Genomic DNA, 25,440 nt, shown 5'->3' with positions numbered 1-25,440 from the left:
AGCGATAGTGGACTGACAGTAACCGGAAAATTGATTGCTTTTGCGTCACGTTACTTGGTCACCTCGAGTCACGTTACTCGAGTGGGATGACATCCTCCCCGACGTGAACGCCGAGGTTTCCTCCGTGGGAGTCTCAGCCAGTCTAAGATTCTCCGGAGGCAACATTCCCGTCACGGTGGACGGTACTCGGGTCTGTGCGCTGTTCTTTGGGACGGTGAGAGCGTGGTGACTCCGACCATTCATGGTCGTCCCACTCGAACCGCACGGGCCGTGCCATCGACCAAACCGTCTCGTTTGTTTGCCGCTCTAGGAACGTCCCCGACGCTGTGAGGTCGGCGTGCCCCTCGAATCCACACGGACAGGTCAGCGTATCCTGATGCCGTGTCGTTCGGTCTGTGCCGCCACACAGCGGACACTCCTGACTGGTCCACGCCTCTGACCGCACTTCTACGGAGATACCGTATTCCTCGGCGGTACACGCCAGTCGCTCGGTGAACTGCCGGAACGCCCAGAAGTTGTGGGTCTTGGCGTTCGTCTCGACCGACCAGTGCGTGTCAAGCACATCGGTCAAGCCGCCGATATACACCGTGTCCACCCCTTCGGCGTACAGTCGTTCCAGCAGGTCACGACACAGTGCTTCTTGTGCGTGGTCGCGGCGACGAGTCCGTTTCTGGTACAGCCGCCGGATACGCTCGCTACTGTATCGACCTTCTTCGAGTTTCGACTGTAACCGGGCGATTTCTCGTGTCATCTCGCGGAACCGCTGGAACAACTCACGGCCCTCGTACAGATATTGCTCGCCGGTCGTCGTGGTACAGGCGACGAGATTGTTGGCACCAATGTCCAAAGTGGCCGTTTCATCGGCCAGTGGAGTGTCCCGTGCATCAGTGACAGTCACGGGTTGCGAAGCTCGGAAGGTGCTGTCTGTCTTGTCGTACCACAGGTCAAGTCGGCCCTGTTTCTCGTAGTTGGGCCAGTTCGGGTCGCCAGCGATTTCCAGCCGGAGACGCCCGGTGTGGTCGTATCGGTCTTTCAGTTCGCTTCCGACCAGTATTTCGAGCCGGGAGCGGTCGCCCCATTCGACGGTGTACGACGTGTTGCGGATGACGGTATGGAGTTTGCGTCCGTCGTCTTTGTTGCCCCAGAATCCCGGCGGTTCTGGGTGTTCAGTGACCGACGTATTCGACTCGTCGTGATACTTGTTCTTCGTATCGAAGAACCCGCGCCACGCTTCGGAGTTCTTCCGTATCACCTGCTGGGCGGTAGACGCGCCGAGAACGCCTTTGTACTTGCCTTCGAGACTGCCTGTATCGGCGTCCCATACGCCTTCGTCTTCGTAGCTATCCTCGTCGTTGTACCGCATGAGGCGTTCGTAGTTGACTTCGTTCCAGAGAGCGGCGGAAGCGTCCAACAAGTCCCGTAGCAGTTGCTCTCCATCTTCGGAGAGGGGCCGCACGGCGAACGTGTTGGTACGCTTCACGACAACAGATTATTATACTTTTAGTCTTAAAGTCCTTTCGTCATGCGACCCAACATCGATATTTCACACACGCTCGGTGGCCGAGTCAAAGACTATGCAGAAGCGAACGACTTGGGGCTTTCAGAAGCCTATACAGAGGTATTAGAAGCAGGCCTGGAAGCGTTGGAGACTCAGGACCAGCAGTAACACGACGGGTTCCCACCGGAGCGTACGCGATTCACGCCCGTCCCCAGAACGCGGCGCGTTCTGGTGTGCGAACGAGCCGCGAAGCGTCTCGTCAACGCCGTGAACGGCGGCACTCTCTCGCTGTTGAAAGGTAGTACTCAAAAAACGCCGGCCGACAGCCGACGTCGAACCCCCTTCCGGTGGTGTGTCAGTGGAAGAGCGATCGGAGACTGCGCGCCTACTCGGTCGACGTTGGAACGACCGCGGTCAGTGACGGAGCAGTTTCGAACGTCTCTGGCTGGCGGATATCACCATTGGTTTCACTGGTGTTTCCGCGACTCCACCATTACATTCCAGTCGATTAAGCGTATTGGCCGTTGGACCGTCGCCGGTTCGGTGCCGGTCTTCGGATACCGTGCGTCGGCCCCGAAACAGGGTTCGGTCCGCGAACCGCGTATCCGCCCGTGATCGGTTCGGCTATCGCTCGAGGCCGGAGCGGTTCCGAAAACGTGGGGGTGAGGATGCGCCCGCGGGGTCGCCGCACACCAGACAACGTTCCCGCGAGCGTGGTAGTAGCTCACACGGCATCGTAAAAGAGGCTGCGGCCAAAGATTGTTGGACTGAACTGTCGGGTTTTCTGTTCGATCAGGTTCACGAGTTCCGTACAGTCACCATGCATACGACTGGGCAACTCCTTTGCGTGAGAGTGACACACATTCGACTGGCCTGCCTTCAGTGACCGGTGTGCGGTTTTCCACCTGAGGCAGGTCCGTCGTCGCTCACACCGGGGGATTCAGGCGCCGATGGTCGTGGGCCGCTTCCAATACCCATTTTTGGCTCCCAAGGTCGGCACGTCCGTGTTAGCCATAAGGGGATGGATGTGGTGGGTGGTAACATGCTTCGGCGACAGTACCTGATCGCCAGTGCGTGGCTGGCAACCGCCACGGGTTCATGGGTGGGAGCCGGACGTGAGCGTCAGGACGACGCGGACGACGACCCAGCGTGTCCGCCCTCGGACGAGGCGGCCGCTCTCGAGGACGGCGACCCCGACATCGACGTCCGCGACCACGAGCTGGTGATCGACGAAAACGGCCCTGCGCCGGACGTCTTCGTCGACGTTACGGTCGAAAACGTCGGCGACGCCCCGTCGGGCCGGATCGACCTCGAGGTGGAGTGGTACGACGAGAACGGGCTGTCCCTGTACGAGACGTTCGAGTGGCTCCGGACCCTCGGCGCGGGCGAAACGTGGCAGGCTCGCGTCTATCATCTTCCCGATCCCGACGAAGTGGCCGACTACGACCTTGCGATCAGCGTCGACGACGAGGCGCCGACGGCCCCCGACGGAGTCGTACTCGAGGACAGCGAGATGGCGGTCGGCGAGCGACGCGTCGAGATCGAGGGGCTGGCGGCGAACGAAATCGGGGCGGAACTCCCGTACATCGAGGCGATCGGGATCATCTACGACGAGGACTGCGTCGTCATCGGAAGCGGCCGCACTAACGCAACCGACGTCCCCGCCGACGAACCGTGGGCGTTCGACCTCTCCTGGCGCGGCCGGGATCGACTCGAGGACGCGGCCGCACACCGGATCGTGCTCTCCGACTGGTAGCTGGTGGTCGGTTGGGTATCGGGTCGTCTCGGAGAATGTTTTGAACTCGAGTACGGTCACGGAGCGTGATCGGGGTGTTCAGAGGGCTTTTGCCTATGGTTCACAAGGGAGCGAACTGATATTCGAATTTATCTGACGCGTGCTCAGTCACGTCGTTCGAACATTTTCGAGAGGGCAACGGACCAGTGGTTTTTAGTCCTCAGTCCGCGTACTGTGGACTCGAATGGCCCACGCTCCCCCCGATACTTCACCCGAGGCCGAAGAGAAGAGAGAAGAGTTCTTTACAATCCACGAGCTGCTCTACAGGCCGGAACTCGCGGTCTTCTACACCGATATGCTTCTCAACTCTCCGACCACAGTCGGCGAAAGTGTAGAGCGCGTCCATCTCTCCAGTAGCGCCGCTCATAACTATGCGAAGATCCTCCAACAGCTCGGCGCAGCGGAACAGTTAGACGAGAGACGAGAAAGGGCCATCCTCTGGAAAGCAAAGCCAGTATCCGGCATGTGGAACGGAGAAGAGCCTATTGGTCCGGTCATGATTGCCGTGTATGGTGCAATTGAACTGAACGAAGATATCGAACTCTTCGTTGAGCGTCACGGAAAGCCGAAGCTCAGCTCCGCCATCGCACAAACCATCGAATACCTACGCGGAAACACAAGCCGCCGCGGAGCAGCAGACGCGCTTGCGGTTCCCGCTGTCGAAGGAATTGCAGTCACGCAAGCGATCGAGAAGATCGTCTACCTGCTGAAGGACCTTGATCCCTCCATCCCCGCCACTGAATTCGACGTTTCGCTTCCCGACAGAGCCCTCGAAGAAGCCCCGTATACGCACGAATGAGCGGGAACGATTTGACGCCGTTTCCTTCTGCGTTGGTCTTGGACACGAGTTTTCTCCGGACACTCGGGGGAACTCGAACAGCCAAGTACCAAACCTTCATCGAGTACGTGAAACAGGAGGATGTAAGGCTATTTTTAACACAACGAGTACTCACTGAACTTGACGAACAGCAAGCGTACATGAGTATTGACTGGGTAGACAAAGCTCAGACTGCCGAATGGATCGAAAAGACTGGGGAACTCCAACCGGGAGTTCGTGTCCACGATGGACCACGTGCAGGGGAACTCTTTGACAGCGCACATACCAAAATCGCCGAGCGAGAACAGGAGAACCCTGACGAACTCCGAAAGACGGACGCGTCGCTTCCGGCAATCTCCATCATGTTACTAGGATCCAGGAACTTTGACCGGATTGGAATTCTCTTCGATGATAGACACGCTGAGGATTCTATCGAATCTGCTCTGCGTAACACGTACTACGACGGTCGAATCTCCGTTTTGAATATCTGGGACGTGTTGTCCTACATGGAAACAGAAATTTGAGCACTATCTTTTCGTACCTGTACCCCGTTCCTTTCGAACCGAGTCTTCTCTTCTAAACTAATGTATAGTCACGACCTATAGGAAGTCGAAGTGAAGCCTACTGCTAGCGATTGATTAGATAATGTCCGAATGGGGTGCTTTTCGCTCATATGAAACGGAGAACAGGATGTGTGCGGGTGAGTCCGCCGTACATTTTATTGCATATGCTCGTGCCGCGGACAGTTCGGTAACCGTGGACGTACTGTTAGCAGTTTGATTGGTAGTGGTATCCTCTGTCTCTTCGACGGCGTTTGTGCGGTGATCGATATCGATGCCGTTCGATGTGCGTGGTCGCTTTTACTCGTCTTTCGGTCTCTGAAGGCACCATCGGTAATTACTTTCTATCAGCTAGTCACTGCCGAAATATATCAAAGAAAAAGAATTATTAGCTCCGCGTAGGTTGTCCGTGGTATGGCATCACCATCGACATACGGAAAGCGGTTGATCGGACTCGCCGGAGTGTTAGGCATCGTGAGTTTCACCGGTGTCACCGAGGGGCCGGATGCACCGCTCAGCGCGGTGGAACCGCTCGTCGGTCTCTGGTGGCTGCTGGCCGCCGTGGGCGTCGGCCTGCTCGTGGTCGCCCGCTACCAGGGTGCAAGCGGCGGGGCGTTGCCCGGTACCCGGCCTAGCCTCGGCCACGACCGTCAGGACATCATCGCCGCGACCGACTGGTCACGGATGGGGAAACACGCCCTGCGGCGCTCGTACGGCGTCGCGTTGATGCTGTCCGCGGCGGTCGTGATGGTCCTCGCACTCGCGCTCCAGGAGTTTTTCCTTGCCGGCGTCCTGGTCGCGACGGCGCTCCTCGGCGCGATCGTGGCAGTGTTGACCTGGCGGGGCGCCTACGAGATCTTCGACGACCACACGGAACAGTTCACGATCCGGGCGCCCGATAACTTCGCCGCGCACTCGTTCCACATCGCCCTGCGCCAGCGCGCCGAAGACCTCGGCTACGTGGTGTCGACGAACGTCTCGCCGACCCAGGGTGGACGAGCCTCGGCCGCGGCCGAAGACGTCTTCCACGCCGAAGGCGGGTTCAAAGCGAACAACCGGCCGATCGAGCAGTCCCAGCCCCTCGTCCCCGACCTCGACGACGAGTACGCCGATTCGCTGTTGACGGTCGCCACCCTGGGCGCGTTCCTCACCGTCGTCGGCATCATGCTGGTCGGCGCGGACGTCGGGTCGGCCACCGCCTCCGTGCTCGGTGCCGTCCTCGTCCTCGTCGGCGGCGGCGTGCTCGCGTACGATTACGCCATCCGCACCCGGGAGTGGGCCGAACTCGCCTGCGTCGAAGAGGGAACCGTCTACCCGGTCGCGCACAACGAGTTCAGCGCCGACGGCAGCGACGGGCCGTTCCCCGTCCCCGAGACGACCACGACCGAAACGGCCGCCATGCTCTCGGTGACCGTCAGCGCGAAGTGTACGCCGCTGTTCGACGAGGAGGAACTCGAGTCGGACTTCGAGTCGCTCGTGGCGGCCGTCGAAGCGGCCGCGGAGGACTGTCAGTTCGACGTCGAAGGCGACGCAGAGGAACTGGCCTACGAGGAGTCGACGCCGGTCGACGCCGAAGCGAACTGATCGGGTCGGCGTCTTTTTTCGGTGGTGTGGGCGTGAGTCGGGAGAGGATGTCCTCGAGCGGTTTTCATCCCTCTTCGCGAGTACTCGATAAACGATACGTACAGAGATAATACTTAAAGGTTGATGGATTTAGTTTGACATGAAAGAAAACGAACCTATTTATAACTCGTTTATCCCGTGCTGAGTTTTCTCCGGACTACAAGGGTAAAGGGTTGATATGAGTGATGGAAGATTCGGGATGATGATCCCCAATTTCGGCTGTTTAGTTCCGTGTGGGACGAATTTCGGTTGGAGTACTCGGATATTGGAAAACATAAGGAGATAGAAGAGAACTTTAACCAAGATATAAAAAATCTTATTAACATTCGCTATTTGATACCAGTATGGTAGATATTGCTGACGGTAATTTTGTGGGAGTTGATCGGTCACGGAAGAAACAAGTCGCCACAAGCAGGCGGAACGTGCTGAAAACTACAGGTGCGGGGGTACTCGGTGCAATCGGCTTCGGAGCGACCGGCGGGACCACGTCGGTCGCGGCGTCCTCCAACGAGTTTGAAGCGACTATCCACCCCGATGATGGAGACGACTTCAATTACATGTACCACCTGTACGGTCCGCCGCGGATCCGTGACGACCAAGAACGGCCACTGCTCGTGATGCCGGTCCCCTTTTCGCAACCGGACGACGATCTGGGATCACACGTTGAGGACGCAGAGAATTGGATCGAAGCTAGGGGCAGGCAGTTCGCCCGCGAACTCGAGGTTCCCGTGCTCGTCCCAGTTATCCCATGGTTCGAGACCGAACCAGAGGATGAAACGTACTGTGCTCCGGCGCTGGACGCCGAAACGATGGGGCTCGACGAGGGGCCGCTCGAACGCTTCGACGAGCAACTCCTCGCCGCGATCGACGACGCAGCGGATCGCCTGACTGACGAGTGGCATCCCGTTGCTGATGGCGTCTTGCTGAACGGTTTTCTCTATGGCGGACTGTTCGTCAACCGGTTTGCGGCACTCCACCCCGAGAGAGTCCGGGCGGTGGCGGCCGGTGGATTCAGCGGGACGGCGCTCCTTCCAGAAACGGAAGCGAACGACACCACGCTGAACTACCCCATCGGCGTTGCGGATGTCGACGAGCCGTTCGATCAGACTGCGTTCGCAGACGTCGATCAGTTCCTCTACACAGGCGACGAGTCGGAAATGGATCTCGTCGATTCCGATTTGGTGTGGAATGAGGAGCAACGTCAGGACGTAACCGACGTGTACAGCAACGATCCTCTGGCCCGATTCGAGCACAGCGAGGCGGTCTACGAAGAGGCTGGCCTCGAGGCGCAGTTTAAGCAGTACGACGACACCAGCCAGTTTGAGACGCAGAGTGATGCAGTACCCGATATCTTGTCGCATTTCCGACCACACGCCGGTGTAACAGGGATCGACATTAGGGAACGACCCGATCCAGGTGCTGAGTCCATCGAGGTAGAGGTCGTTGTTCCGTCGGACGGCGATCCGGTAGACGTCCGCGCATTCCATTGGGATGGAACTGATCTAACGGATCAAGCCATCACCGTCCAACCCGGCGAGACCGTCGTCGAAACCGTCGAACTGGTCGAGCCGCTCGAGGCCGGAGACGGCCTGGATATCGCTCTCCTTGAAGAAGGGGTCACAGACCCCGACGAGGCGCTCCGTAGCGCTGGCGAGACGGTGAACGCCACACACGTCGATTTCACACGACAACCGACTGACGACGACGACTTCGTCGAGGTGATCGCGACCGTCTCCGACGACCACCGGGATACGGACGGGGAGGACTTGGAGCTGCGGATCGTGGACGCGGATGGCGTTGATCTGATTGACGTACCCGAGTACGTGACTATCTGGGGCGACCGGCTACCACTGACTGAAGAACTTACCGAGGGTGACGAAATCACGGCGGCCATCCAGGAAGCTGCGGACGAGTACGACGAGGAGAAGGTACTGGTTTCGGAGCAGACGACCGTCTTTGGTCACCCGGAGTTTGACGTCGCGGAACGGCCCAGCGTCGGTTCAGAGTCTATCGAAGTTAATATTGACGTTCCAGCTACTCGTGACGACGGAGTGGATGTACGAGCATTCCGGCCCGATGGATCGGACTTGACAGCGGACGTCCTGACGGTTGATCCTGGCAAGAATGTTCAAGACAGAGTCGGCCTGACCGACGGACTCGAAGCAGGCGATATCCTAGAGATTGCTCTCCTTGAAGAAGGAGACGAGGACCGCGACAAGGCGCTTCAGAGAGAGCCGACCTCAGCGGATGCATCGTACGCCACGTTTACGCAACAACCGTCCGACAGCGACGAGTACGTCTCCATCAGCGTTACCGTGTCCGACGAGGACTTTGCCGATCACGACGAGGTAGAGGTGCGCGTCGTGGATGAGGCAGACGACGAACTTATCGAGGAGCCAATACTGCTACCACCCGAAATACCCTTTGGCTATGGGCTGATCGAACTGACCAGGGATCTGACCGAAGGAGAGGAGATTACCCTTGCTGTCCAGCCCCAGGCCGGGGAGTACAAGCCCGGCGAAACGTTAGCCTCCGATACCGTTACTGTTGCCGATGACGCAGGCCCGACGGCCTCGTTTACGTTCTCGCCGGAGTCTCCCGACGTCGAGACCGAGGTGACGTTTGACGCCAGCGCGTCCGAGCCGGCCGAAAAGATCGAGGAATACATGTGGGACTTCACGGACGATGACAGGATCGACGCCACTGGGACCGAAGCGACCCACACCTTCAGCGACCCAGGCGATCACGAGGTTACGCTATACATTATGGACGACACAGACATGCCTCTCGCTGTAACAACCGAGACGGTCAACGTCCGGGAAGGCTGTTTCATCGCAACGGCGGCCTGTGGAACACCCGACCACGATCAGGTCGAGACGTTACGAGCGTTCCGTGACTCGAGCCTGAAAGGAAACACGATTGGTGAACTGTTCGTCCGATTGTACTACGGGACCAGTCCGCCGGTCGCTGATTGGATTGCACAGAGTCCACGTCGACGCTCGATCGTTCGCTCGACAGTCGTCCGACCTGCAGCCCGGGTCGCCTCCGCACTCGGATTCGATGGATCTGACGCATGATTCCCTGACGCCATCGTCTTCCTGAGTCGCTCTTTGCTGTATTTCTGCCAGTAAACGAAGATCCACGAGAATTATTCTATGATTGCTTCCGATACGGTGTTTGTCTTCTCGAGCGGCACCTGTTAGAACGCGGTCAGCGACGAACCCGTCCGTACCAGAGCGCGCCGATGACACAGCCGATGGCGAACAGGATCAGCGACTCCATCGCGATCAGCATGTAGATCGGATCGAACACGAACAGGGCGAAGTACGTCTCGGCCGTCGAAATCTCGCCGGTCAGCTCCGCGTCGAAAAAGAGGCTGTAGGGCACCGAAACGCCGTCAGGGACGGTGGCGGCGAACTGGGTTCCTGGTGCCGTCCCCGTCAACGGATCGCCGCTGAACGCGTCGAGGCTCGTTCTGAGCATGCCGCCGACCCCCGAGTACACGATCAGCGCGGCTACCGCCGGCACCGCGACGACGACGCCGCGGACCAACTCGAGCCAGGTCCCCTCCACCGCGTCCGTTCGACCCGCACGCCAGGACAGGACGAACGCGGTCGCGACCCCGACTCCCACGGTCGACCAGACCGGCAGGGAGCCGATCACGATCCAGTAGGTCCACAGACAGTACAGAATCGCCAGCATCGCCCCGGAGGCCACCGGAACGACCCGTTTGTGTGCCGTCATTGTACGCCACACTCGTCACGGACATTATATAACTATCCATGAATGTCTTCGAACAGTGTTCTCGAGTGTACTTCTGGTGGGATGAATGCTCGAGAGGTGGCTTCCCCTGAGCATGGTCTGGCACGGCTCAGCGTTTAGGTCTGCTACGCAACATTCTTTGGGACGAATCGCGTCCCGATCTTGGATCCTCTTTTGATGACACACCGAAGACGGAATCCAAATAGTAAAATTGCGATTAGTAAAACCACGATTTTACTAATCGTGGTTAAGATACGGCACGATTTTCTCTTGATAGCGTAGATTTGCGTGGGAAGCAGGACGAGAGAGTATATTTTGTCTGATGGACGAAATATATGGCCTAGACCCATTGTATGATCGGTCGCTGGCACGTGTTGTCATCAAAAACGAGATTACGGAAACGACACGGTTCCATCGCTACCTGCGACATGGGCGATTGATCCCGAATCGACGACAATACCGTTTTCGTTTACGACCCCGACCGTAATTTCGTAGGCGTGTCCCTCGGTGCCTCCCTGTGAATACGTCACCGTACCGGTCGGGGCCTCGTCGCTCGTCTTCGTCCTCGTCGCCCATCCTTCGCCAGGTTCCGTGTTTTCGAAGGTTACGCGCACCTCTTCGAGCCGGTCGGACTCGGAGACTTCGTAGTCGACCGTATACTCGGTATTGTCGTTGAGCGTGTCATCAGTAACCGTGAACGTTTCAAGCTCCGGTCCGTCCGGGTTGCTCGGCTGTTGGTTCCCCGTCGGATCCTCCCCATCAGCGATATCCGTTACTGTCTCCGAAAGAACGACCGACCCGCTCGTATCGTACTTCGGCCGCTCTCTCGAGTTGTGACGGCTGCCGGATTGACTGATAGTGATGAGGTCTGAGCGAGCAGGTCTGTGGGTCTCGAGAAGTGGGTAGGCGCTCGAGCCCGCCGTCCCTTTCGATCCCACCCACTGTGGAGTGCGTAGCCAGCTGTTGGCGGTAGGGAGTATCGTCGCTGGAAGGATCAGTTATTTCGGACGATTACAGATCGTTTACAAGTTTTGTACAGCCCGATATCCGAAGGAACGGTCTCATCGAGTGATCACCAGAACTAAGAAACACCGAGAAAATTAGTGAGTATGTCAGATTCTGTTACTCTCTCACATAGATACCTAACGAAGAGTCGTTTGGAATCACAGATCGCAATACTCAGCCGAGGCTGCGATGTCTGATTCCGGTATCAATCGTCGCGACCTACTGAAAACGACCGCCGTTACGACGACGGTTACGTCAAGTGGGTTGGCCGTCGGTGCAGTGAGCGCTGACGGCAAGGGACGTTCGCTAACAGCCAGCAACGGCGAACTGGACGTGACGGTGATCTCGGCCGATAGCGATGCTGGGTTCAACTATCCGTACTATCTCTACGCTCCGGCAACTGTTGACGAGTACGATCGCCCGCTTCTCGTCGAACCGAACAACACGGGAGGGACCTCGGATTCGCTCGAGGATCATCGCGAGGCTGCGGAGAGCCTGATCGAGAGACAGACACCGAGACAAATCGCCGACGAACTTCGTGTTCCCGTCCTCGTCCCCGTGTTCCCGCGCCCGGCGTCCGATCCAGTCGATGGCTACCACTACGTCCACGCACTCGACGTCGAGACGATGCAAATTGACGGCGGAAAGTTAGAACGAGTCGATCAACAGCTGCTTCACATGATCGAGCACGCGAAAGCGAAACTCGCCGACCGTTCGTATCCCGTTGCCGACGGGATCCTCATGAACGGATTCTCCGCATCGGGGAACTTCGTGAATCGATTCACTGCGCTTCATCCGGAGATCGTCAGATCGGCCACCGCTGGCGGGATCAACGGAACGGCACTCCTACCCGAAACCGAAGCGAACGGGCACCAACTGAACTACCAGGTCGGCGTCGCCGACCTCGTGTCCCTGACCGGCCACGAATTCGATCTGGAAGGCTGGCAAGAGACCGATCAGCTGGTGTATATGGCGGGGATGACCAGAACGATACGATCCCGTACAACGATGCCTGGAATCCATCACAGCGCGAGATTGCGCTAGACGTCTACGGAACCCACATGCAGGAGGATCGGATGCCGTTTTGCAAATCGGTGTACGAGGACGCGGACGCGACGGGTCGAGTTGAGGTGTATCCGAACGTCGGCCACCGCCCGGTCACCGAGGACGTCATCGACTTCCACAGAAAACACGCCGTCCCTCATTTCGTCGAGTTCGTCGACCCGCCATCGATCGATTCGACGACGGTCCGAGTCGCCGCGCGGACCGAGTCGACGGCTGACCTTCGAGTTTTCAGCGACGAGCAGGGGGAGGTGACGGAATCGCCGTTCGAACTCGAGCCCGACGCGGTTGTCGAAACGGAACTCGAGCTCTCGAGTTCGATCACAGAGGACGAATCCCTGGAGGTTGCACTGTTGGACCCCGGCGTTTCCGACCGGGGGCAAGCGATCGTCTCGGAAACGGTTCCCGTTCGCGGGCGGGTCGCGTTCGTTGAGCAGCCCGTTGCCGGTGAGACCGAGGTGACCGTCGAGTACGCCCTCTCAGAGAAGTACCAGGAACGAGAGCAGGTCACGCTCCGTCTCGATACCGAACAAGGTGGTGCAGCGGAGCTCCTTGAGCTCACCCCTGGAGAGAGCGGTCAGGAAACAGTTGCGGCAGCGGACACGGAAAACGGCATTCCGTTCGAGCAGACCAGAGACGTTACTGCTGGTATCGTCGACGATGATCCGTACGGAATCGATCCAGTGGCTATCGACACGGTCGCAGTCGGCGAGCCAGCCGATCCGGCCGTCGACATTGCGGTCGATGCCGGTCCGATTGCCGAGCGCGGTGAGGATGCATCCGTCGAGGCGACGGTCCGGGGACTGGGTGGCGACGAGGACGATCTGAACGACCTGTCGATCGTCTTTGAAGTCGGCGACGAAGTCGTCGGCACGGATTCGGTCTCGGTACCCATCGGTGAAACGGATGCTGCACAGGTTTCGGTTCCGACCGACGGTGGGCAGAACGAGCTCGTCGTCACCGCGAGTGTCGGTGAGACGACTTCAACGGATACGATCGTCATCGCCGACGAGCCGGCACTCGGAGACGGAACCGCCACCAATCCCTACGAAGTCACCGACGGCTCGGAATTGGCGTACGCCGACCTCGAGCGAACGGCTCACTTCGAGCTCGCGAGCGATATCGATCTCGGTGAGTTCGAGAACTTCGTTCGTATCGGAACGGGAGATAATCCGTTTTCCGGTACTCTCGATGGGCAGGGCCACGAGATACGCGATCTTCGAATCGAGCAATTTGTAGACCAGTTCGAAGGTGTTGGATTGTTCGGCAACGTCTCCGGCGGGACGATCAGCGACGTTCGCCTCGTGGACGCAAATCTCTCCGGCGAGGACTTCGTCGGTGGTGTCGTCGGACTGGCTTCTTCGCCTGTCGAGATCTCCGCGGTCTCCGTGTCAGGTGATATCGTCGGCGAGGACAACGTCGGCGGTATCATCGGTGGCACGATATCGGGCGAAACCGTGGAAGAGGACGTCGTGATTACCGACGTGCTCTCGGAGGCTCGAGTCGAAGGTGAGAGCACAGTCGGTGGCATTATCGGCCAGTCGTCGGGCGATCACGTGGAGAAATCAGTAGCACGGGGATCCGTTCACGGCGATAGAGGTGCCGCAGGGATCCTCGGACTGAACGCTCTCGGCGGGACCGTGACAGAATCGTACGCGAGTGCGAGGATCACCGGGGACGCGAACGGGCTCGTCGCCTCAAATTCGGACGGGACCATTTCTCGTTCCTACTGGGATCTCGAGGCCACGGAGACGGAGACGACGGACGGTGGTGGGACCGGGCTGACAACCGACGAGATGACCGGGAACGCTGCCGAGGCGAACCTCAATGACTTCGACTTCACCGAGACGTGGGTCGTTACCGATGGATATCCGGCACTCGCTTGGGAACACAGCGTTCGGATTGAGGCAATTGAGGCTCCCGACGTGCTCGAGCAGGGCGAGATGCCGACCGTGTCAGTAACGGTAGCCAACACCGTCGACGAATCGGTTGACGACGAGATCGCGTTCCGGTTCGATGGCGAACAGATCGATACGGAAGATGTGTCTCTGCCAGCTGGTGAGGACAGGGAAATCGAGTTCGAACTCGAGACCGCCGACTACGAACTCGGATCGTACGAGTACGTCATCGTTGCGGATGAGACAACGCGGACAGCCCCGGCACAGCTCACGACGACCGAGGAGTCCGTGTTCGAAATCACGGCTGTCGACGTCCCCGATCTGGTTGAGTTGGGAACGGACATGAGCCCCGAAGTGACCGTGACGAATCTGGGGTTGGAAGACGAGCAGGAAGTCACCGTCACAGTTACCGACGACACCGGCGACGCCGTTCGGACCGAGGTGCTCTCCACACCGACACTGGATACCGGTGACCAGATGGACACACCGGTCGATCTGGATACCGCTGCGCTCGAGCGCGGCGAGTACGATCTGACCGTGACGACGGACGACGATAGTCTGGAGCGAGCGTTTAGTGTCGTACAGACGACGACCGTGGAGTTCGCTGCACAGCCACAGGCCGGCGAGACGGTTGTCGTGGTAAACTACAGCATCAGTCCGGGACACGATGAAAATCTGCGGATCCGAGTCGGCGACGAAAGCGAGCAGGAAATCACTGCGAGCCCAGCTACGCCACATCCAGGGGAGGACCGAACGGAACGGACACTCGAGCTCACTCGGGAACTCGAGGCGGACGAGGAAGTGCTGGTCGTCATCCAGCCGTCAGGCGGGTTCACTCCGGCCGAGGCGTTCGACTCCGCGACGGCGACCGTCGAGGGCGACGACGAGGTCGACGAGTGTTTCATCGCGACCGCCGCGGAGGGCAGTCTCGATCACGACCACGTCGTTCAGTTACGTGACTTCCGCGACACGACGCTTCGCTCGAGTCGGCTCGGGCGGCTGTTTGTCGAGGCGTACTACGCGACATCGCCGCCGATCGCCGAGTGGATCTCTCGGAGTGATCGGCGACGTCGGCTCGTGCGCGAGTTGTTGGTTCGGCCGCTCTCTCGAGTTGTGACTGCTGCCGGGCTGACTGGGTCTGCGGAGAACTGAGCGAGCAGTGGTTCTCGAGTGCATCCTGCCGCGTCGATTCGTCTTCGTATCGCTTGTTCACACCGAGGCGCAGTTCGGTCACGTGACTGCACTGATCGCGTAGCGCCCCTCATCGTCGAGTTTGGCGACTCGATCGGCGACGCCACCGCGATCGATATCGACGAGCACGAGTGCCACAGAGCATCATCGTCGAGATCCTCGAGTCCCGCGGCTCAACTGTCCCCGGGCTTCGGGCGAGCTTGCGGAGTGGCGTGCCTACGTCGAAGAGATCAAAGACGAACATACCGAAAATACAAACTGCGGCCGTTGCTCGAGGATCTGCTGGAGGAGTTCCCGGAGTAATTCCTGTCACGCAACTCGGCCGTTTTCGATTTGTTCGTCGAGGCATTCAGCAGCCTCGATCATGAACTCTTCCCACGTCAATCCCAGGAATTCTTTCATTTCCGTTGCATACTCGAAATCTTCATCATCCAATGTCACAGTCACTCGCTTGCTCATGTCTGACGTTGGTCCCCTCTCTGAATCAATTGTGGAGTATTGGCCAAAACCACCGCTGTACCCCGATTTTTATGGACCGACTGTCAGATTTCCATGTCGCGGAACGTCCAGTCCTCGTCCAGTCGCCGGTGGAACCCCTCGGCTTCGATCGCGTCCCGAAGCCGTGCCCTGACCGTCTCGTCCCACTCGAACTGGTAGTCCCGTTCCTCGTGAAGGTTCCAGTAGCGAGGAATTTTCGGCGTCGAATCGTGGGCGACCGTGGCCAGGATTGACGCCAGCATGTATCGATCCTCGTAGTCGATCCGCTCGTCGGTCAGCAACGCTTCGAGCAGATCGGCCGCGGCGTACTGGTCGGCGTAGAACGTATGCGGGAGCACTCCTCGCACCCAGAACAGTTCCGTGGTGACGACATCGTGGAGGTGATCCGCGACCGAGTGCTCGGGATGGCCAATACCCCAGCCGTAGGTGAACGACTCTTCCCCGCTGACATCGCCTATCGATTCCCAGAACGAGCCAAGATACGCGAGTGCCTCGACGGGGATGGCCGCGACGCCGTCGCGCAGTCGCGTTCGGACGACGTGCCGTCCGACCGCGTTTTCGATGATCGGGTTCACGAACGGATCGTCACCGGTTCTTTCGCGCGGATAGGCATCGATCAGATCTGCGAGAAACTCCCATCCCTCGCGCGTGGCGATCTCGTCGAGCGCCTCTGCGGCCGGTTCGTAAAACGCCCAGAGGATTCCGCGATACGTGTCGTAGTCCTCGGCATTGTGGTACTCTTTGAGCTCTCGCTCGTACCGGGCGATCAATCGGAAGGCGGCGTCGACATCTCCCTGGGCAGCTGTCTCAAGATTGGTCTTCAGCGTCTCGCTCGCGGCTTCGAGTCCTCGTTTCTCGCGCTCTTGTACGTTTCGCTGCATGTCAGTTTCGAGCGAATTCGAAATCGAATCGAGGAAGCCAGCGAACGAAGATCGTGGATCCTGGCTCTCTGACTCCGCCTCCAGACAGTCGTGCAGGCGAAGACGACTCAGCGTGGTGAAAGTCTCGCCGCAAGTATCGCATTGCCGGGGCATTCTCGTGTTCGTGTGGATGTGCGAGGGAGAAACGTATCTGTGTTTGGGTCCGGCCATGTGAGGTTCGTAAGCATGGCCGTGCGGTCGCTCGATGTCGTTCGTTCCCGGGTCAACGGTTTCAGGTCGGCCGTTCCGACTTACGTCCCATATCTTGTTTCACGCTCTCGTGGGATAGCAGCATTTCCATCGAGTCAACTACTGTTCCAGTCGATCCCATCGGTTGTCGCGGCGACATCGACGAGTTCGATTACCTTCTCGAGGTACTGACACATGACGTCCCGAAACCGACTCCCACCACCGCGCTCGAGTGCGGTCTCGATCGACTGGTTCCACGCCGTGAGTAGGCCGTACACGTCGCGCTGATTGCCGGGTGTTGTGTCCGTGAGCGCGTGTCAGCGGTGCGCTGTCGCGTGGCCTGTCCTAGTCGTCTCCCTTGGGGTACTGGGGTGGTGCTGTGCCCTGTTCGTCGACGACAGCTGGTGCCCCATCCAGCGATTCCTCGCGGGTTTCCTGTAATTCGATGTAGTGTTCCCAGTTGTCGCCCATATCGAACGTGTAGGATAGCACTCCCATCCCTTCGGAGTCGAGATCGCCGATCGTGGTGTCAGCAACGTTGCCCTCCGTTGGCGGATTCGACTGGAGTTCGCGGAACCGCTGTTTGGCGTTTTCGGAGACATCGTCCGGCACAGCCTGGTCGATGAATCGGTCGATCTCCTCGTCATCCATCGGTGGCCAGCTTGGACCGCCGTCATAGAGCTGTGGGTGGGGGTAGCTCCGGAGCGCAATCCCCTCGCCATCACGTGCGATGAACTCGTATCCGTGGGTGTCCCATCGCTCGAACGCGTCGAAAATTGCCTCGTGGAACTCGGCCAACGTGTGAGATTCGTCGATTTCGATGTCGCGCCAGACCTCATCGTCGGGATTGAACTCCAGCGGTGGATTCGGCTGCAGCCACACGCGAAACACGTAGCTTGTCATAGGTAGCCGTTCAGGACCTGGGGTTGTAGATGTCCTCCCGGCAATGATCTCATTCTCGATCAGTCGATGTCAGGAGCGGTCGCTCGCGAAACAATAATTTGTCCATCCGGCGATCATGTATACGAGAGGATCTTGCAGAGATGATTGACCCACCTACGTCCGAGGATAGCGGTCCAGTCGTTGTTCTGGAAGCGTTGCCCGATAACAGCCTGAGCAATGCCCATCTCGACGTACTCCGAGACTGATCGGCTGTTCAACGTGATGGACGACGCAGTGGAAGCGCTGTCGATGAACGGCGAGTAATCGAATTTATTGTCATATCTCATACTCACGCTCGGCCCAGTAATGCCAGTCCGCTACCGGTTCTTCCGTCTCACTGTCCACCTGGATCGGCTCCAACTGTGCGAGTGGCACACCCAGTTCCCGCCCCATCCGGTCCACCGTCACAAACATCTCGCTCTGTGATGCCTCGACGGAAGACATTCCGCTCACGTGCATTTCTTCGCCTTCTTCCAGTGGCGATACCTCCCGCTCTTCGATACACCGGGCCTCGAATGGAAATCTGATCGTGTCTGCGAGGGAGGTGTACCAGCCGATTGCCCGTTCATCTCGGTTACAGGCATCGACAACGATCTCCATTTTGATGCGCTCCTCCCGTTCCTCGTCTCTGTCTATCCTCGCCATGACCAGCAGTACCTTCCCCAGAAGTAAGACGTTCCGCGGCGTCGGGACACTTCTTGCTCTGTCAGTGAGGATACCGTTGTGAGACTCGAGCGGTTTCGAGATCCGCTGCCGAGACCATGGATTCAAGCGTCGCTCCGCGAACACCCACACATGACTGATGACGAGACTTCGGCGACCGAGGACCCACCATCGTTTCTCTCGTCGCTTCCGGACCAACCGATCACGGACAACGTCGTAAAACAGATCGGCGAAAGTGATCATCCAAAAATTCACGGAGCGATGGGGCTTCCAGGATCAACACCCGGAAGCATCGAGGCGTTTCTGCTGAACCTGGAATCGAAGACGCACGTGATTGTGTTCGACTCGACCGCAGACCAATGGCGGGTCTACGAGTCGTTCGAGACGGACGAGATAAGCCACCAGGAAATGGTTGATCGGGCCAGCGACATAGCCAACGAGTGGCTCGCCGAAAGCCTGTCCGATCGAATCGCCGCTGCAGACGACACCGATTCAGGCACCTGACTGGTGGAGGTGTCGATCGGTCAGGACCAGCTCCTGGGTAGCGGGACCAAAGCCACTACCCTGCTCGCTTGCGTGAGTTCTGGTATGAAGGTCCGATATTATGCCGACGCCGAGGTCCAAAGTTGGCACGAGCACACGATACGACTGTTGAGAACAATACATGACGAGCGTGGACTCTCAGTCGAAATCGACCGCATTGACGAACGATACAGCTCAATTACTGATTTTCCCGGCAAAATTAGGTATCCGACTCCTGAGGCGGTCTACGAGCGCGATCTCAAACGCAATCGTGACTTGACCGAACGCATCGATCACCGACCATCCGACGCGTACAAACCTTATGGAAACTTCGATATCGCCGGTAATATCGCACTCGTTGATGAGGAGGGGACCGTCCAGTGGGCCTCAACCCTTCCGGGCTACGCCGATGGATATGGCCCTGACGCCGGTCCGCACACGTCCCTCGACTTCCTCGAAGACATCGCCATCTCTCCCAGCAACCGCGTATGTGTCGAGTGTCTCCAACTGTTGGATGGTGACGAAACGTTCTGCCCGAACTGTGGCTACGAACCCCCGTAACTGCTCCAGCGCGCTCAGAGCCCCTGTAACCGTTCGATGTACCGTTCCCGGTCGAAGGGGTCCTTCTCAGACATCATCTCGGACATCTCTTCGAGCAACACTGCCCCGACCGTATCGACGGCCTCCTCTCTGCTGTTCCCCTCGTCCATCAGCCGATCAACCGCATGGTTGACCTCCTCCAAATCGGGTTGCTGGAGTTGTCGTTCAACCACTGTCCGAATTTCGTCCCCGAGCCGTGGGTTCTGATCGTTTCGATCGCGCATTGTGCGGTCCCCGTTCAGTAACGTAGGCGATGCAAGGATATCAACGGCGGGGACCGACTGGAGCGACCGTACGCCGAGCTATGACGACACGCCGATACCGCTGTTTCAACATCGGAATTGGCCGGACGTTATCGTGGATCTCTTCAGGTCAACTGCCTCGGGGTCAAGCCCCGAGGTATCCGCCTTGCGTTTTGATGAACAGTTCCGTCGCGAAGATTTATCCCCGGGAGCAGTCACGAGAGCACCGCGATCACCGTCTCCGGCAGTGCACTTCAATTGGAATCTGAACTCTCTGACGGAACGTGAACCGCATGCGCTTCCGCTAATTCAACGAGATCGTAGACGTGAATCCCTGTTTTGAACCACAGCACACGGTCGCTCGCCGCACCGAAGTCTTCGCGAGCACAGTCTAGGGTTTCGGAGACAGCAACGATCAGGTTCTCGGCATCTGCCTGGCGAATCTTCTCCAGCTTTGACTCGAGGTACTCGGGCGTCCAGAACCCCATGATCTCGAGAATTGCTCGTTGACCGTCGGGGTGTTCGATCGCGAAATCGGGAATCAACACCTCTTCGCCGATATCGAAAACATCGTCCTCACGGACTAACTCCCAGTCGGTCGTCGCTCGCTCCCACTTCTGGGCGAGTGTCCGCTCGAGGACGCTGTCGAACCGTTTGCCAGCGCTGTAGTGAGACTCAAGTTCGTCTGTCTGCTCGAGCGTGAACCGATGCGTTTCCCCTGTGGTATCGTCGGTGAGAATCTCCGCGTCCATCTCCCACCGATCACACAGCGGTAACGCCGGCAAGAAGTTCGCCATCCGGATGCCGTACTTTTGGGACTTGGAGAACAACGAGGCAGGCCCGTCCAGCACTGCTTCGTAGCCGTCGGCGAGATCAGTGCTTGCCACACGGTGTCCGTCGCTGTCGATTGGATACAGCCGGTGCATCAACCCGAACAGCTTCACGTAGCTGAATATCGTCCCGAAGTGATCCCACACGCGGATATGCATGCGCGTCGCATCGTACAGAACCGCCTGTGCGAGTGCGAGATTGTAGCGAGTGAGCAACCACGCCGCTGTGAGCGTTGTCTCCTGGTAGGCTTCGTCACTGCTACCGGTCAGGGTCGTCGTCGACGGTGTCTCGTCACCAGTCTCTTCCGCCGTGATTTCGTTAGCGGTGCGCTCTCCCAGCCGAACGAGACGCTTGTTCTCCTCGAGATCTGCGTACATCCCCTGGTGACACTCGGCAAGAGAGATGCCCAGTTCGTCCGCAACGGTACTGTACACGTCGAGCTTCTGGGTATCCTCACCCAGTGTTGGCTGGCGAACGATCGGATACTGTTCGTTCGCATGCTCGAAGAGGTGGTGGCGGATCGTTTTGGGTTCGACCGCTGCGTGGACCTCGAATTCACACTCGTCCGTGAGGAGCTTTGCTAACCCCTGGATGATCTTGTACTCCGTATCTTCGATCGTGAGTTCGTTGATCGCCGCCTCGAGGTCGCCCTTGGGCTCGCCCAGATGGGCCTCGAACAGCTCGATGAGCTCGCGAGCGGTTTCCCGGTAGCGTTCTTCGGTTGGATCGATGAACAGGGGAACGACTTCGCCACCAGTCGTGCGTGAGCGAGCGAGATCAGCTGTCAGCACTGGAACGCACCCCCTTCCGCCGTCGTTGGGAGACATACTGTTCGTTCGTGTTCGCAGCAATGATCTCGTACAGTCGTGCCGGCTGTCGATCGTCTGTTGGGCGGAGTATCCGGCCAAGGCGCTGGGCGTACTGGCGTTTTGAGGCACTTCCGGAGAGGATGATCCCGACGTTGGCCGCGGGCACGTCGATTCCTTCGTCCAGCACTTGCGACGTGACAATCATCGAGTACGTCCCAGTACGGAAGCCATCGAGGAGGTCGGTTCGCTCGTCAGTCGGTGTCTGGTGGGTGATACAGGGAACGATGAATTCTTGGGAGATGTCGTAGGCAAAGTCGTTGTTGGCGGTAAAGATGATGACACGGTCATCGTGATGCCGTTTGATGAGCGTATCGAGGGTATCGAGCTTTTTGTGGGCTGTTCGGGCGATCGTTTCGGCGCGCTGTTTGGCGATCAGTGCCCGCCGGCCCTGCGGATCGTAGGACGAGCGTCTGAGAAACTCCTGATACCCTCGTTCCGTCCAGATATCGAACTCGTGGGTATCGACGTACTCACGATAGATCTCGTACTCCGTGTCGTACTGCTGGCGTTCCTCGGACGTGAGTTCGACCTCGAGGTGGATGGTTTCGTACTCGCTAAGGTATTCACCGGCGAGTGCGTCTACGTTCTCTTCGTAGACCACTGGGCCGAGCAGTTCGTCGAGCGTTTCGTGTTTATCGTCGGCCCGTTCGTAGGTGGCGGTGAGCCCGAGTCGGTACGGCGCGATCATCATTTCGGGGATCTGGCGGTAGGTCGGAGCCGGGAGATGGTGTACCTCGTCGACGATGAGGAGACCGAACTGATCACCGTACTCGTTGACGTAGCGATAGGCGCTGTCGTAGGTCGTGACGGTCACGGCAGTGATTTCGTGAGACCCACCGCCGAGTACGCCAACGCCGTTCGGCAGTTGGTCATCGAAGGCATTGGTCAGCGTAGCGTGCCACTGGTTCATGAGATCGATTGTCGGAACGACCACGAGCGTCGCGACACCAGCGTCCGTGATCGCTTGCAGTCCGAGAAAGGTCTTCCCACTGCCGGTCGGCAACACGACACTGCCTCGGCGTTCGTGCTCGCACCAGGCCTCGAGAGCGGCCTGCTGATAGTAGCGAGGATCAACCTGAATTGTCGGTGTGAGTGCGAGATCGGGATAGGAGCGAGCGCTGTCCGTGAGGTCGAGCGCGTGGGATCGACGAGCGCTCTGCTGAAGGGTTGATTGGCTCTCGTCACTGGAGTCGGTCTTCCACTCGTCTGCCCACTCGAGAAGCGACCGATAGCGATAGGCCTGCACCCGAAATTCGTCGACGCGGTCATCCCACTCCGCGTCGGGGACTCCCTCGGGTGCGTCGCGGAGCAGGAGCGTTCCGTCATCGAACTCGAGGTCCATTCGTGACCAGTATCGTCGATCAGTGCGGTTAGCTGTGTTGGACCGGGGCGCTGGTACCTGTCTCCGATCGCGGTGAGTCTGTCCGGTTGGCAGTCGACACACCGACAGGTCGTTCGGTTGGATCCGACGTCCGCGTTGTTCGCGCTCGAGACCGAATTGAAGACGACTTCAACGGACGATGCAGCAACGAATTTTCGCTGCAATCTCTCCAGTAAGAGGTGGAGCGTATACCTGTCAACTAGAACTGGCATAGTGCAATTATCGACGATCGTCATCGATACATCATCCGCTGTTACCCGCGAACTCGTCGAGTTCGCGTTCCCGATCGGCAGCGTTCAGAAATGCAGCCAACCGACCGATACCGCGATCGTCTCGACGTCGTCCGCAAAGTGAGACAGTAGGTATCCGTACGGCTGAGTCACAGAGAAACACTGAGACGAACTCGAGTAGTTGGCGCCGGCGGTTCGTCGGTCTCGAGGGGACGATCCTGGGCGGCGGCCGAGGCGTAACGTTCGACGAAGTCGGGGATACTCTGCGGGAATATTCTGAGACGAACACGGTTTCGAAATGAGCTCCTGGCGGTGAGTACACGTACGAGGATATCCGTGTGCGCAACGAGGGGATGCTCGAGTCCGAGGTATGGCCTGCCGAAGTGAGTACCACGATCGGGACGGGCGATGACGAGGTCGACGAGTGTTTTATCGCGAGCGTACTGATTTAATCCTGTGAGGTTCCATCATCAGCCTTATTCATGTGTAGATCCTACACATGGATATGATGCCAGAGGAGAAAACCCGGGTCGATTTCAACGCCCCCAGTTCGCTCGTAGACCAAGCGGACGTGGTCGCTGACCTTCTCGATGTCTCTCGGACACAACTCCTCATCGAGGCGCTCCGAGACGAAATTGAAGAACTCGCCACCGATGACGGATTCCGGCGGATGATCAGCGACGCGTACTATTCCGGAGAGATTGACTTCGAAACCGTCGAATCAATCCTCGGTACAGAAGAAGCGATGCGGATGAAACTCTTGCGAGCCTCGTTGAACCGCGACCCACCCGAACCGCAGATCGAGAGCGAACTTTCACCACCAGCGGAATTTTACGACGGTGATGTTCCCGAGTGGACTCCTCACGAAGAAGCAGACGATACGGAGTCACGCGCATAGGATGGGCGAACGGGCCATCGTCGTCGATACGAACGTTCTCCTTAACCTTGCAACGCCAGTGGTTGACGGACGCTCCCGGGCACCGACTGGTGAAGACCCACTCAAAACGGTGCTAACGGGGTACGACGTCCACGTCCCGTCGAGTGTCCTTGGCGAAGTACATGACGCACAGGGGAGCGATGATCTCCTTTCGGCAGCTGCAGATCTGGTTTTCCAAGCTTCGCATCATCTCACCACTCACGACGTCAATGACGAAATTGACGATCCGCTCGACTTTGGTCTTGACCAGGGTGAATCACACGGAATTTGGCTTGCAAACGAGATTTCCGCTGCGATGTTCGTCACGGACGAATTCAACACAACGAACTATCTCTTCGTTTCCTTGGCACTAGATGACCGAAACATCTTGTTTACGACCCCACATATCCTGTGCGTACTGGCCGATCGTGGACTCTTCACTTCCCAGTATGTAGATGCTGCATTGACGTACTATATCGAGACGAAACAGTGGGATCGGCAGTACGTGAATCAACTTCGAAACACCTATTTCACGGAGTAAACCGGTCTCACCGATTGATCCGAGTAGTGACCTCCTCCGAGTCCTGAAGGACGCGGCTTCCCGAACCGCACCGAAGCGTTGGGATATTTGCCGGTCTACGGTCACACCTGTTCTTGTGGGGCTACTCTCCCCGTCGATTTGTCGAACAGGCGCACCGATGGCTGGGCCAGACAGCCGTTACTCCTATCCTGTGACGGACTCGGAGTTACCGTCTTTCGCATGTTTTCAGCCGCATTACAGTCGCTATTCGCAACCAATTCACACTCTTCACAGACGTACAACCCACGCTCAACACGGTTCGAGTCAGCTTTCATACCACACTCACAGCACGTTATCGACGTGGCTAACTCGTACTCGTCAATCCGCTCAACCTCGATCCCACGCTCTTCGGCCTTATACTCGATGTGACTCAGGATGGTTTCAAACGCCCAGTCGTGCAGGCGTTTGTTCCCGTGCCTACCCCAGTCTTCATCCTCGCGGATGTTCTTCGGGTGGCCGACCGCTATCTTCCCAACATCACGGTCTACACACTGCTCAACAATGTCTTTCGAGAGAGCGTGCAGGAAATGTGTTTGTCGTCGGGATTTCTTCTGTCGTGCCCACTCAGCATGGGTGCTGGGGCCGTTCTCGCCTTCCGTATCGTATTCTTCCTGCCGGAAGTAGTGAGCGTCTTCTTTCAAGGCGTTGCCTGGATACAATACGGTTTCGTCACCGACAGAGATGGCGGCAGTGTTGCAGATTCCGAGGTCAACACCTGCGGTTGTCTCACCTGACGAGTCAGCGGCGTCGATGGCGACTTTACAGACGAAATGGAGTTCCCAGTGGTCACCGTTCCAGATGATGCGGACCTGTTGTACGTCTTCTACGTCGGTCAAGTCTGCGTCT

General features: G+C 58.2%; 24 protein-coding genes. 11 read left to right on the top strand and 13 right to left on the bottom strand.

Going from position 1 to position 25,440, the window contains the following annotated elements; all coding sequences use genetic code 11:
* Positions 1–142: 142 nt before the first annotated feature.
* Positions 143–1,480, bottom strand: coding sequence for an RNA-guided endonuclease InsQ/TnpB family protein (locus tag GS429_RS02710; protein WP_328821208.1), 1,338 nt, complete (start codon positions 1,478–1,480; stop codon positions 143–145).
* 1,060 nt (positions 1,481–2,540) lie between these two features.
* On the opposite strand from GS429_RS02710, the gene GS429_RS02705 reads away from it, so the two are divergent.
* From GS429_RS02705 to GS429_RS02690, 4 genes are all read left to right on the top strand, one after another.
* Complete coding sequence (locus tag GS429_RS02705) at positions 2,541–3,254, top strand: FxLYD domain-containing protein (RefSeq protein ID WP_160062469.1); 714 nt, start codon at positions 2,541–2,543, stop codon at positions 3,252–3,254.
* 223 nt (positions 3,255–3,477) lie between these two features.
* On the top strand, positions 3,478–4,092 hold the full coding sequence (locus GS429_RS02700) for a DUF7437 domain-containing protein (protein ID WP_201293944.1): 615 nt from the start codon (positions 3,478–3,480) through the stop codon (positions 4,090–4,092).
* Entirely contained in the window at positions 4,089–4,634 is a 546-nt protein-coding gene (locus GS429_RS02695; protein WP_160062467.1) for a PIN domain-containing protein, read from the top strand. Before GS429_RS02700 ends, GS429_RS02695 begins: the two co-directional genes overlap by 4 nt.
* Positions 4,635–5,084: 450 nt before the next feature.
* Entirely contained in the window at positions 5,085–6,254 is a 1,170-nt protein-coding gene (locus tag GS429_RS02690) for a hypothetical protein (protein WP_160062465.1), read from the top strand.
* A 695-nt stretch (positions 6,255–6,949) separates the two neighbouring features.
* On the opposite strand, the gene GS429_RS02685 is transcribed toward GS429_RS02690, so the two are convergent.
* A complete protein-coding gene (locus tag GS429_RS02685) occupies positions 6,950–7,195 on the bottom strand; it encodes a hypothetical protein (protein WP_160062463.1) in 246 nt (81 codons plus the stop codon).
* Positions 7,196–7,288: 93 nt separating this feature from the next.
* Between GS429_RS02685 and GS429_RS02680 the strand changes: the two genes are divergently transcribed.
* Entirely contained in the window at positions 7,289–9,370 is a 2,082-nt protein-coding gene (locus GS429_RS02680) for a PKD domain-containing protein (protein ID WP_160062461.1), read from the top strand.
* 133 nt (positions 9,371–9,503) lie between these two features.
* Here the strand turns inward: GS429_RS02680 and GS429_RS02675 are convergent, their stop codons facing one another.
* Both GS429_RS02675 and GS429_RS02670 read right to left on the bottom strand, forming a co-directional pair.
* On the bottom strand, positions 9,504–10,037 hold the full coding sequence (locus GS429_RS02675) for a hypothetical protein (RefSeq protein ID WP_160062459.1): 534 nt from the start codon (positions 10,035–10,037) through the stop codon (positions 9,504–9,506).
* A gap of 410 nt (positions 10,038–10,447) precedes the next feature.
* The gene (locus GS429_RS02670) at positions 10,448–10,993 is read right to left on the bottom strand and encodes a hypothetical protein (RefSeq protein ID WP_201293943.1); all 546 of its coding nucleotides are present in this window, start codon (positions 10,991–10,993) and stop codon (positions 10,448–10,450) included.
* Between the two features lie 256 nt (positions 10,994–11,249).
* On the opposite strand from GS429_RS02670, the gene GS429_RS02665 reads away from it, so the two are divergent.
* Together GS429_RS02665 and GS429_RS02660 are read left to right on the top strand one after the other, a co-directional pair.
* The gene (locus GS429_RS02665; RefSeq protein WP_160062457.1) at positions 11,250–12,104 is read left to right on the top strand and encodes a hypothetical protein; all 855 of its coding nucleotides are present in this window, start codon (positions 11,250–11,252) and stop codon (positions 12,102–12,104) included.
* A 17-nt stretch (positions 12,105–12,121) separates the two neighbouring features.
* Positions 12,122–15,172: a CFI-box-CTERM domain-containing protein gene (locus tag GS429_RS02660; protein WP_160062455.1), complete on the top strand. Its 3,051-nt coding sequence runs from the start codon at positions 12,122–12,124 to the stop codon at positions 15,170–15,172.
* Positions 15,173–15,520: 348 nt separating this feature from the next.
* On the opposite strand, the gene GS429_RS02650 is transcribed toward GS429_RS02660, so the two are convergent.
* The 5 genes from GS429_RS02650 to GS429_RS02630 form a co-directional block, all read right to left on the bottom strand.
* Positions 15,521–15,670 carry a hypothetical protein gene (locus GS429_RS02650; protein WP_160062453.1) on the bottom strand — a complete coding sequence of 50 codons (150 nt, stop codon included), beginning with the start codon at positions 15,668–15,670 and terminating at the stop codon, positions 15,521–15,523.
* An 83-nt stretch (positions 15,671–15,753) separates the two neighbouring features.
* Positions 15,754–16,590 (bottom strand): DUF8137 family protein, encoded by an 837-nt coding sequence (locus GS429_RS02645; protein ID WP_201293942.1) that lies wholly within the window; start codon positions 16,588–16,590, stop codon positions 15,754–15,756.
* A gap of 344 nt (positions 16,591–16,934) precedes the next feature.
* Positions 16,935–17,096, bottom strand: a complete 162-nt coding sequence (locus GS429_RS02640) for a hypothetical protein (RefSeq protein WP_201293941.1) — start codon at positions 17,094–17,096, stop codon at positions 16,935–16,937.
* Between the two features lie 67 nt (positions 17,097–17,163).
* Positions 17,164–17,721, bottom strand: coding sequence for an IS1096 element passenger TnpR family protein (locus tag GS429_RS02635; RefSeq protein ID WP_160062449.1), 558 nt, complete (start codon positions 17,719–17,721; stop codon positions 17,164–17,166).
* A gap of 315 nt (positions 17,722–18,036) precedes the next feature.
* Positions 18,037–18,405, bottom strand: coding sequence for a calcium-binding protein (locus GS429_RS02630; protein ID WP_160062447.1), 369 nt, complete (start codon positions 18,403–18,405; stop codon positions 18,037–18,039).
* A 150-nt stretch (positions 18,406–18,555) separates the two neighbouring features.
* Between GS429_RS02630 and GS429_RS02625 the strand changes: the two genes are divergently transcribed.
* Both GS429_RS02625 and GS429_RS02620 read left to right on the top strand, forming a co-directional pair.
* Positions 18,556–18,927, top strand: a complete 372-nt coding sequence (locus GS429_RS02625) for a DUF7964 domain-containing protein (RefSeq protein WP_160062445.1) — start codon at positions 18,556–18,558, stop codon at positions 18,925–18,927.
* Between the two features lie 84 nt (positions 18,928–19,011).
* Positions 19,012–19,506: a DUF8045 domain-containing protein gene (locus GS429_RS02620; protein WP_160062443.1), complete on the top strand. Its 495-nt coding sequence runs from the start codon at positions 19,012–19,014 to the stop codon at positions 19,504–19,506.
* A 14-nt stretch (positions 19,507–19,520) separates the two neighbouring features.
* On the opposite strand, the gene GS429_RS02615 is transcribed toward GS429_RS02620, so the two are convergent.
* The 3 genes from GS429_RS02615 to GS429_RS02605 form a co-directional block, all read right to left on the bottom strand.
* A complete protein-coding gene (locus GS429_RS02615) occupies positions 19,521–19,769 on the bottom strand; it encodes a hypothetical protein (RefSeq protein WP_160062441.1) in 249 nt (82 codons plus the stop codon).
* Between the two features lie 272 nt (positions 19,770–20,041).
* Complete coding sequence (locus GS429_RS02610; protein WP_328821207.1) at positions 20,042–21,409, bottom strand: DUF790 family protein; 1,368 nt, start codon at positions 21,407–21,409, stop codon at positions 20,042–20,044.
* The gene (locus GS429_RS02605) at positions 21,396–22,829 is read right to left on the bottom strand and encodes a DEAD/DEAH box helicase family protein (protein ID WP_160062437.1); all 1,434 of its coding nucleotides are present in this window, start codon (positions 22,827–22,829) and stop codon (positions 21,396–21,398) included. Before GS429_RS02605 ends, GS429_RS02610 begins: the two co-directional genes overlap by 14 nt.
* A gap of 777 nt (positions 22,830–23,606) precedes the next feature.
* On the opposite strand from GS429_RS02605, the gene GS429_RS02600 reads away from it, so the two are divergent.
* Both GS429_RS02600 and GS429_RS02595 read left to right on the top strand, forming a co-directional pair.
* Positions 23,607–23,996, top strand: coding sequence for a hypothetical protein (locus GS429_RS02600; protein WP_201293940.1), 390 nt, complete (start codon positions 23,607–23,609; stop codon positions 23,994–23,996).
* Between the two features lies 1 nt (position 23,997).
* Positions 23,998–24,555 carry a hypothetical protein gene (locus tag GS429_RS02595; RefSeq protein WP_160062433.1) on the top strand — a complete coding sequence of 186 codons (558 nt, stop codon included), beginning with the start codon at positions 23,998–24,000 and terminating at the stop codon, positions 24,553–24,555.
* A gap of 101 nt (positions 24,556–24,656) precedes the next feature.
* Here the strand turns inward: GS429_RS02595 and GS429_RS02590 are convergent, their stop codons facing one another.
* Positions 24,657–25,430, bottom strand: a complete 774-nt coding sequence (locus GS429_RS02590) for an RNA-guided endonuclease InsQ/TnpB family protein (protein WP_201293939.1) — start codon at positions 25,428–25,430, stop codon at positions 24,657–24,659.
* Between the last annotated feature and the right edge of the window lie 10 nt (positions 25,431–25,440).

Source organism: Natronorubrum halalkaliphilum, from assembly GCF_009834785.1.
In the GTDB taxonomy this organism is placed as follows: Archaea; Halobacteriota; Halobacteria; order Halobacteriales; family Natrialbaceae; genus Natronorubrum; species Natronorubrum halalkaliphilum.
This window is presented reverse-complemented; position numbering and strand designations above follow the sequence as displayed.

What these genes read in the sequence shown, in the direction of transcription:
- GS429_RS02705 (WP_160062469.1), top strand. Translation starts at nt 2,541, where the DNA reads ATGCTTCGGCGACAGTACCTGATCGCCAGTGCGTGGCTGGCAACCGCC.
- GS429_RS02700 (WP_201293944.1), top strand. Translation starts at nt 3,478, where the DNA reads ATGGCCCACGCTCCCCCCGATACTTCACCCGAGGCCGAAGAGAAGAGA.
- GS429_RS02695 (WP_160062467.1), top strand. Translation starts at nt 4,089, where the DNA reads ATGAGCGGGAACGATTTGACGCCGTTTCCTTCTGCGTTGGTCTTGGAC.
- GS429_RS02690 (WP_160062465.1), top strand. Translation starts at nt 5,085, where the DNA reads ATGGCATCACCATCGACATACGGAAAGCGGTTGATCGGACTCGCCGGA.
- GS429_RS02685 (WP_160062463.1), bottom strand. Translation starts at nt 7,195, where the DNA reads ATGCCACTCGTCAGTCAGGCGATCCGCTGCGTCGTCGATCGCGGCGAG.
- GS429_RS02675 (WP_160062459.1), bottom strand. Translation starts at nt 10,037, where the DNA reads ATGACGGCACACAAACGGGTCGTTCCGGTGGCCTCCGGGGCGATGCTG.
- GS429_RS02665 (WP_160062457.1), top strand. Translation starts at nt 11,250, where the DNA reads ATGTCTGATTCCGGTATCAATCGTCGCGACCTACTGAAAACGACCGCC.
- GS429_RS02660 (WP_160062455.1), top strand. Translation starts at nt 12,122, where the DNA reads ATGCAGGAGGATCGGATGCCGTTTTGCAAATCGGTGTACGAGGACGCG.
- GS429_RS02650 (WP_160062453.1), bottom strand. Translation starts at nt 15,670, where the DNA reads ATGAGCAAGCGAGTGACTGTGACATTGGATGATGAAGATTTCGAGTAT.
- GS429_RS02645 (WP_201293942.1), bottom strand. Translation starts at nt 16,590, where the DNA reads ATGCAGCGAAACGTACAAGAGCGCGAGAAACGAGGACTCGAAGCCGCG.
- GS429_RS02635 (WP_160062449.1), bottom strand. Translation starts at nt 17,721, where the DNA reads ATGACAAGCTACGTGTTTCGCGTGTGGCTGCAGCCGAATCCACCGCTG.
- GS429_RS02630 (WP_160062447.1), bottom strand. Translation starts at nt 18,405, where the DNA reads ATGGCGAGGATAGACAGAGACGAGGAACGGGAGGAGCGCATCAAAATG.
- GS429_RS02625 (WP_160062445.1), top strand. Translation starts at nt 18,556, where the DNA reads ATGACTGATGACGAGACTTCGGCGACCGAGGACCCACCATCGTTTCTC.
- GS429_RS02620 (WP_160062443.1), top strand. Translation starts at nt 19,012, where the DNA reads ATGAAGGTCCGATATTATGCCGACGCCGAGGTCCAAAGTTGGCACGAG.
- GS429_RS02615 (WP_160062441.1), bottom strand. Translation starts at nt 19,769, where the DNA reads ATGCGCGATCGAAACGATCAGAACCCACGGCTCGGGGACGAAATTCGG.
- GS429_RS02605 (WP_160062437.1), bottom strand. Translation starts at nt 22,829, where the DNA reads ATGGACCTCGAGTTCGATGACGGAACGCTCCTGCTCCGCGACGCACCC.
- GS429_RS02600 (WP_201293940.1), top strand. Translation starts at nt 23,607, where the DNA reads ATGCCAGAGGAGAAAACCCGGGTCGATTTCAACGCCCCCAGTTCGCTC.
- GS429_RS02595 (WP_160062433.1), top strand. Translation starts at nt 23,998, where the DNA reads ATGGGCGAACGGGCCATCGTCGTCGATACGAACGTTCTCCTTAACCTT.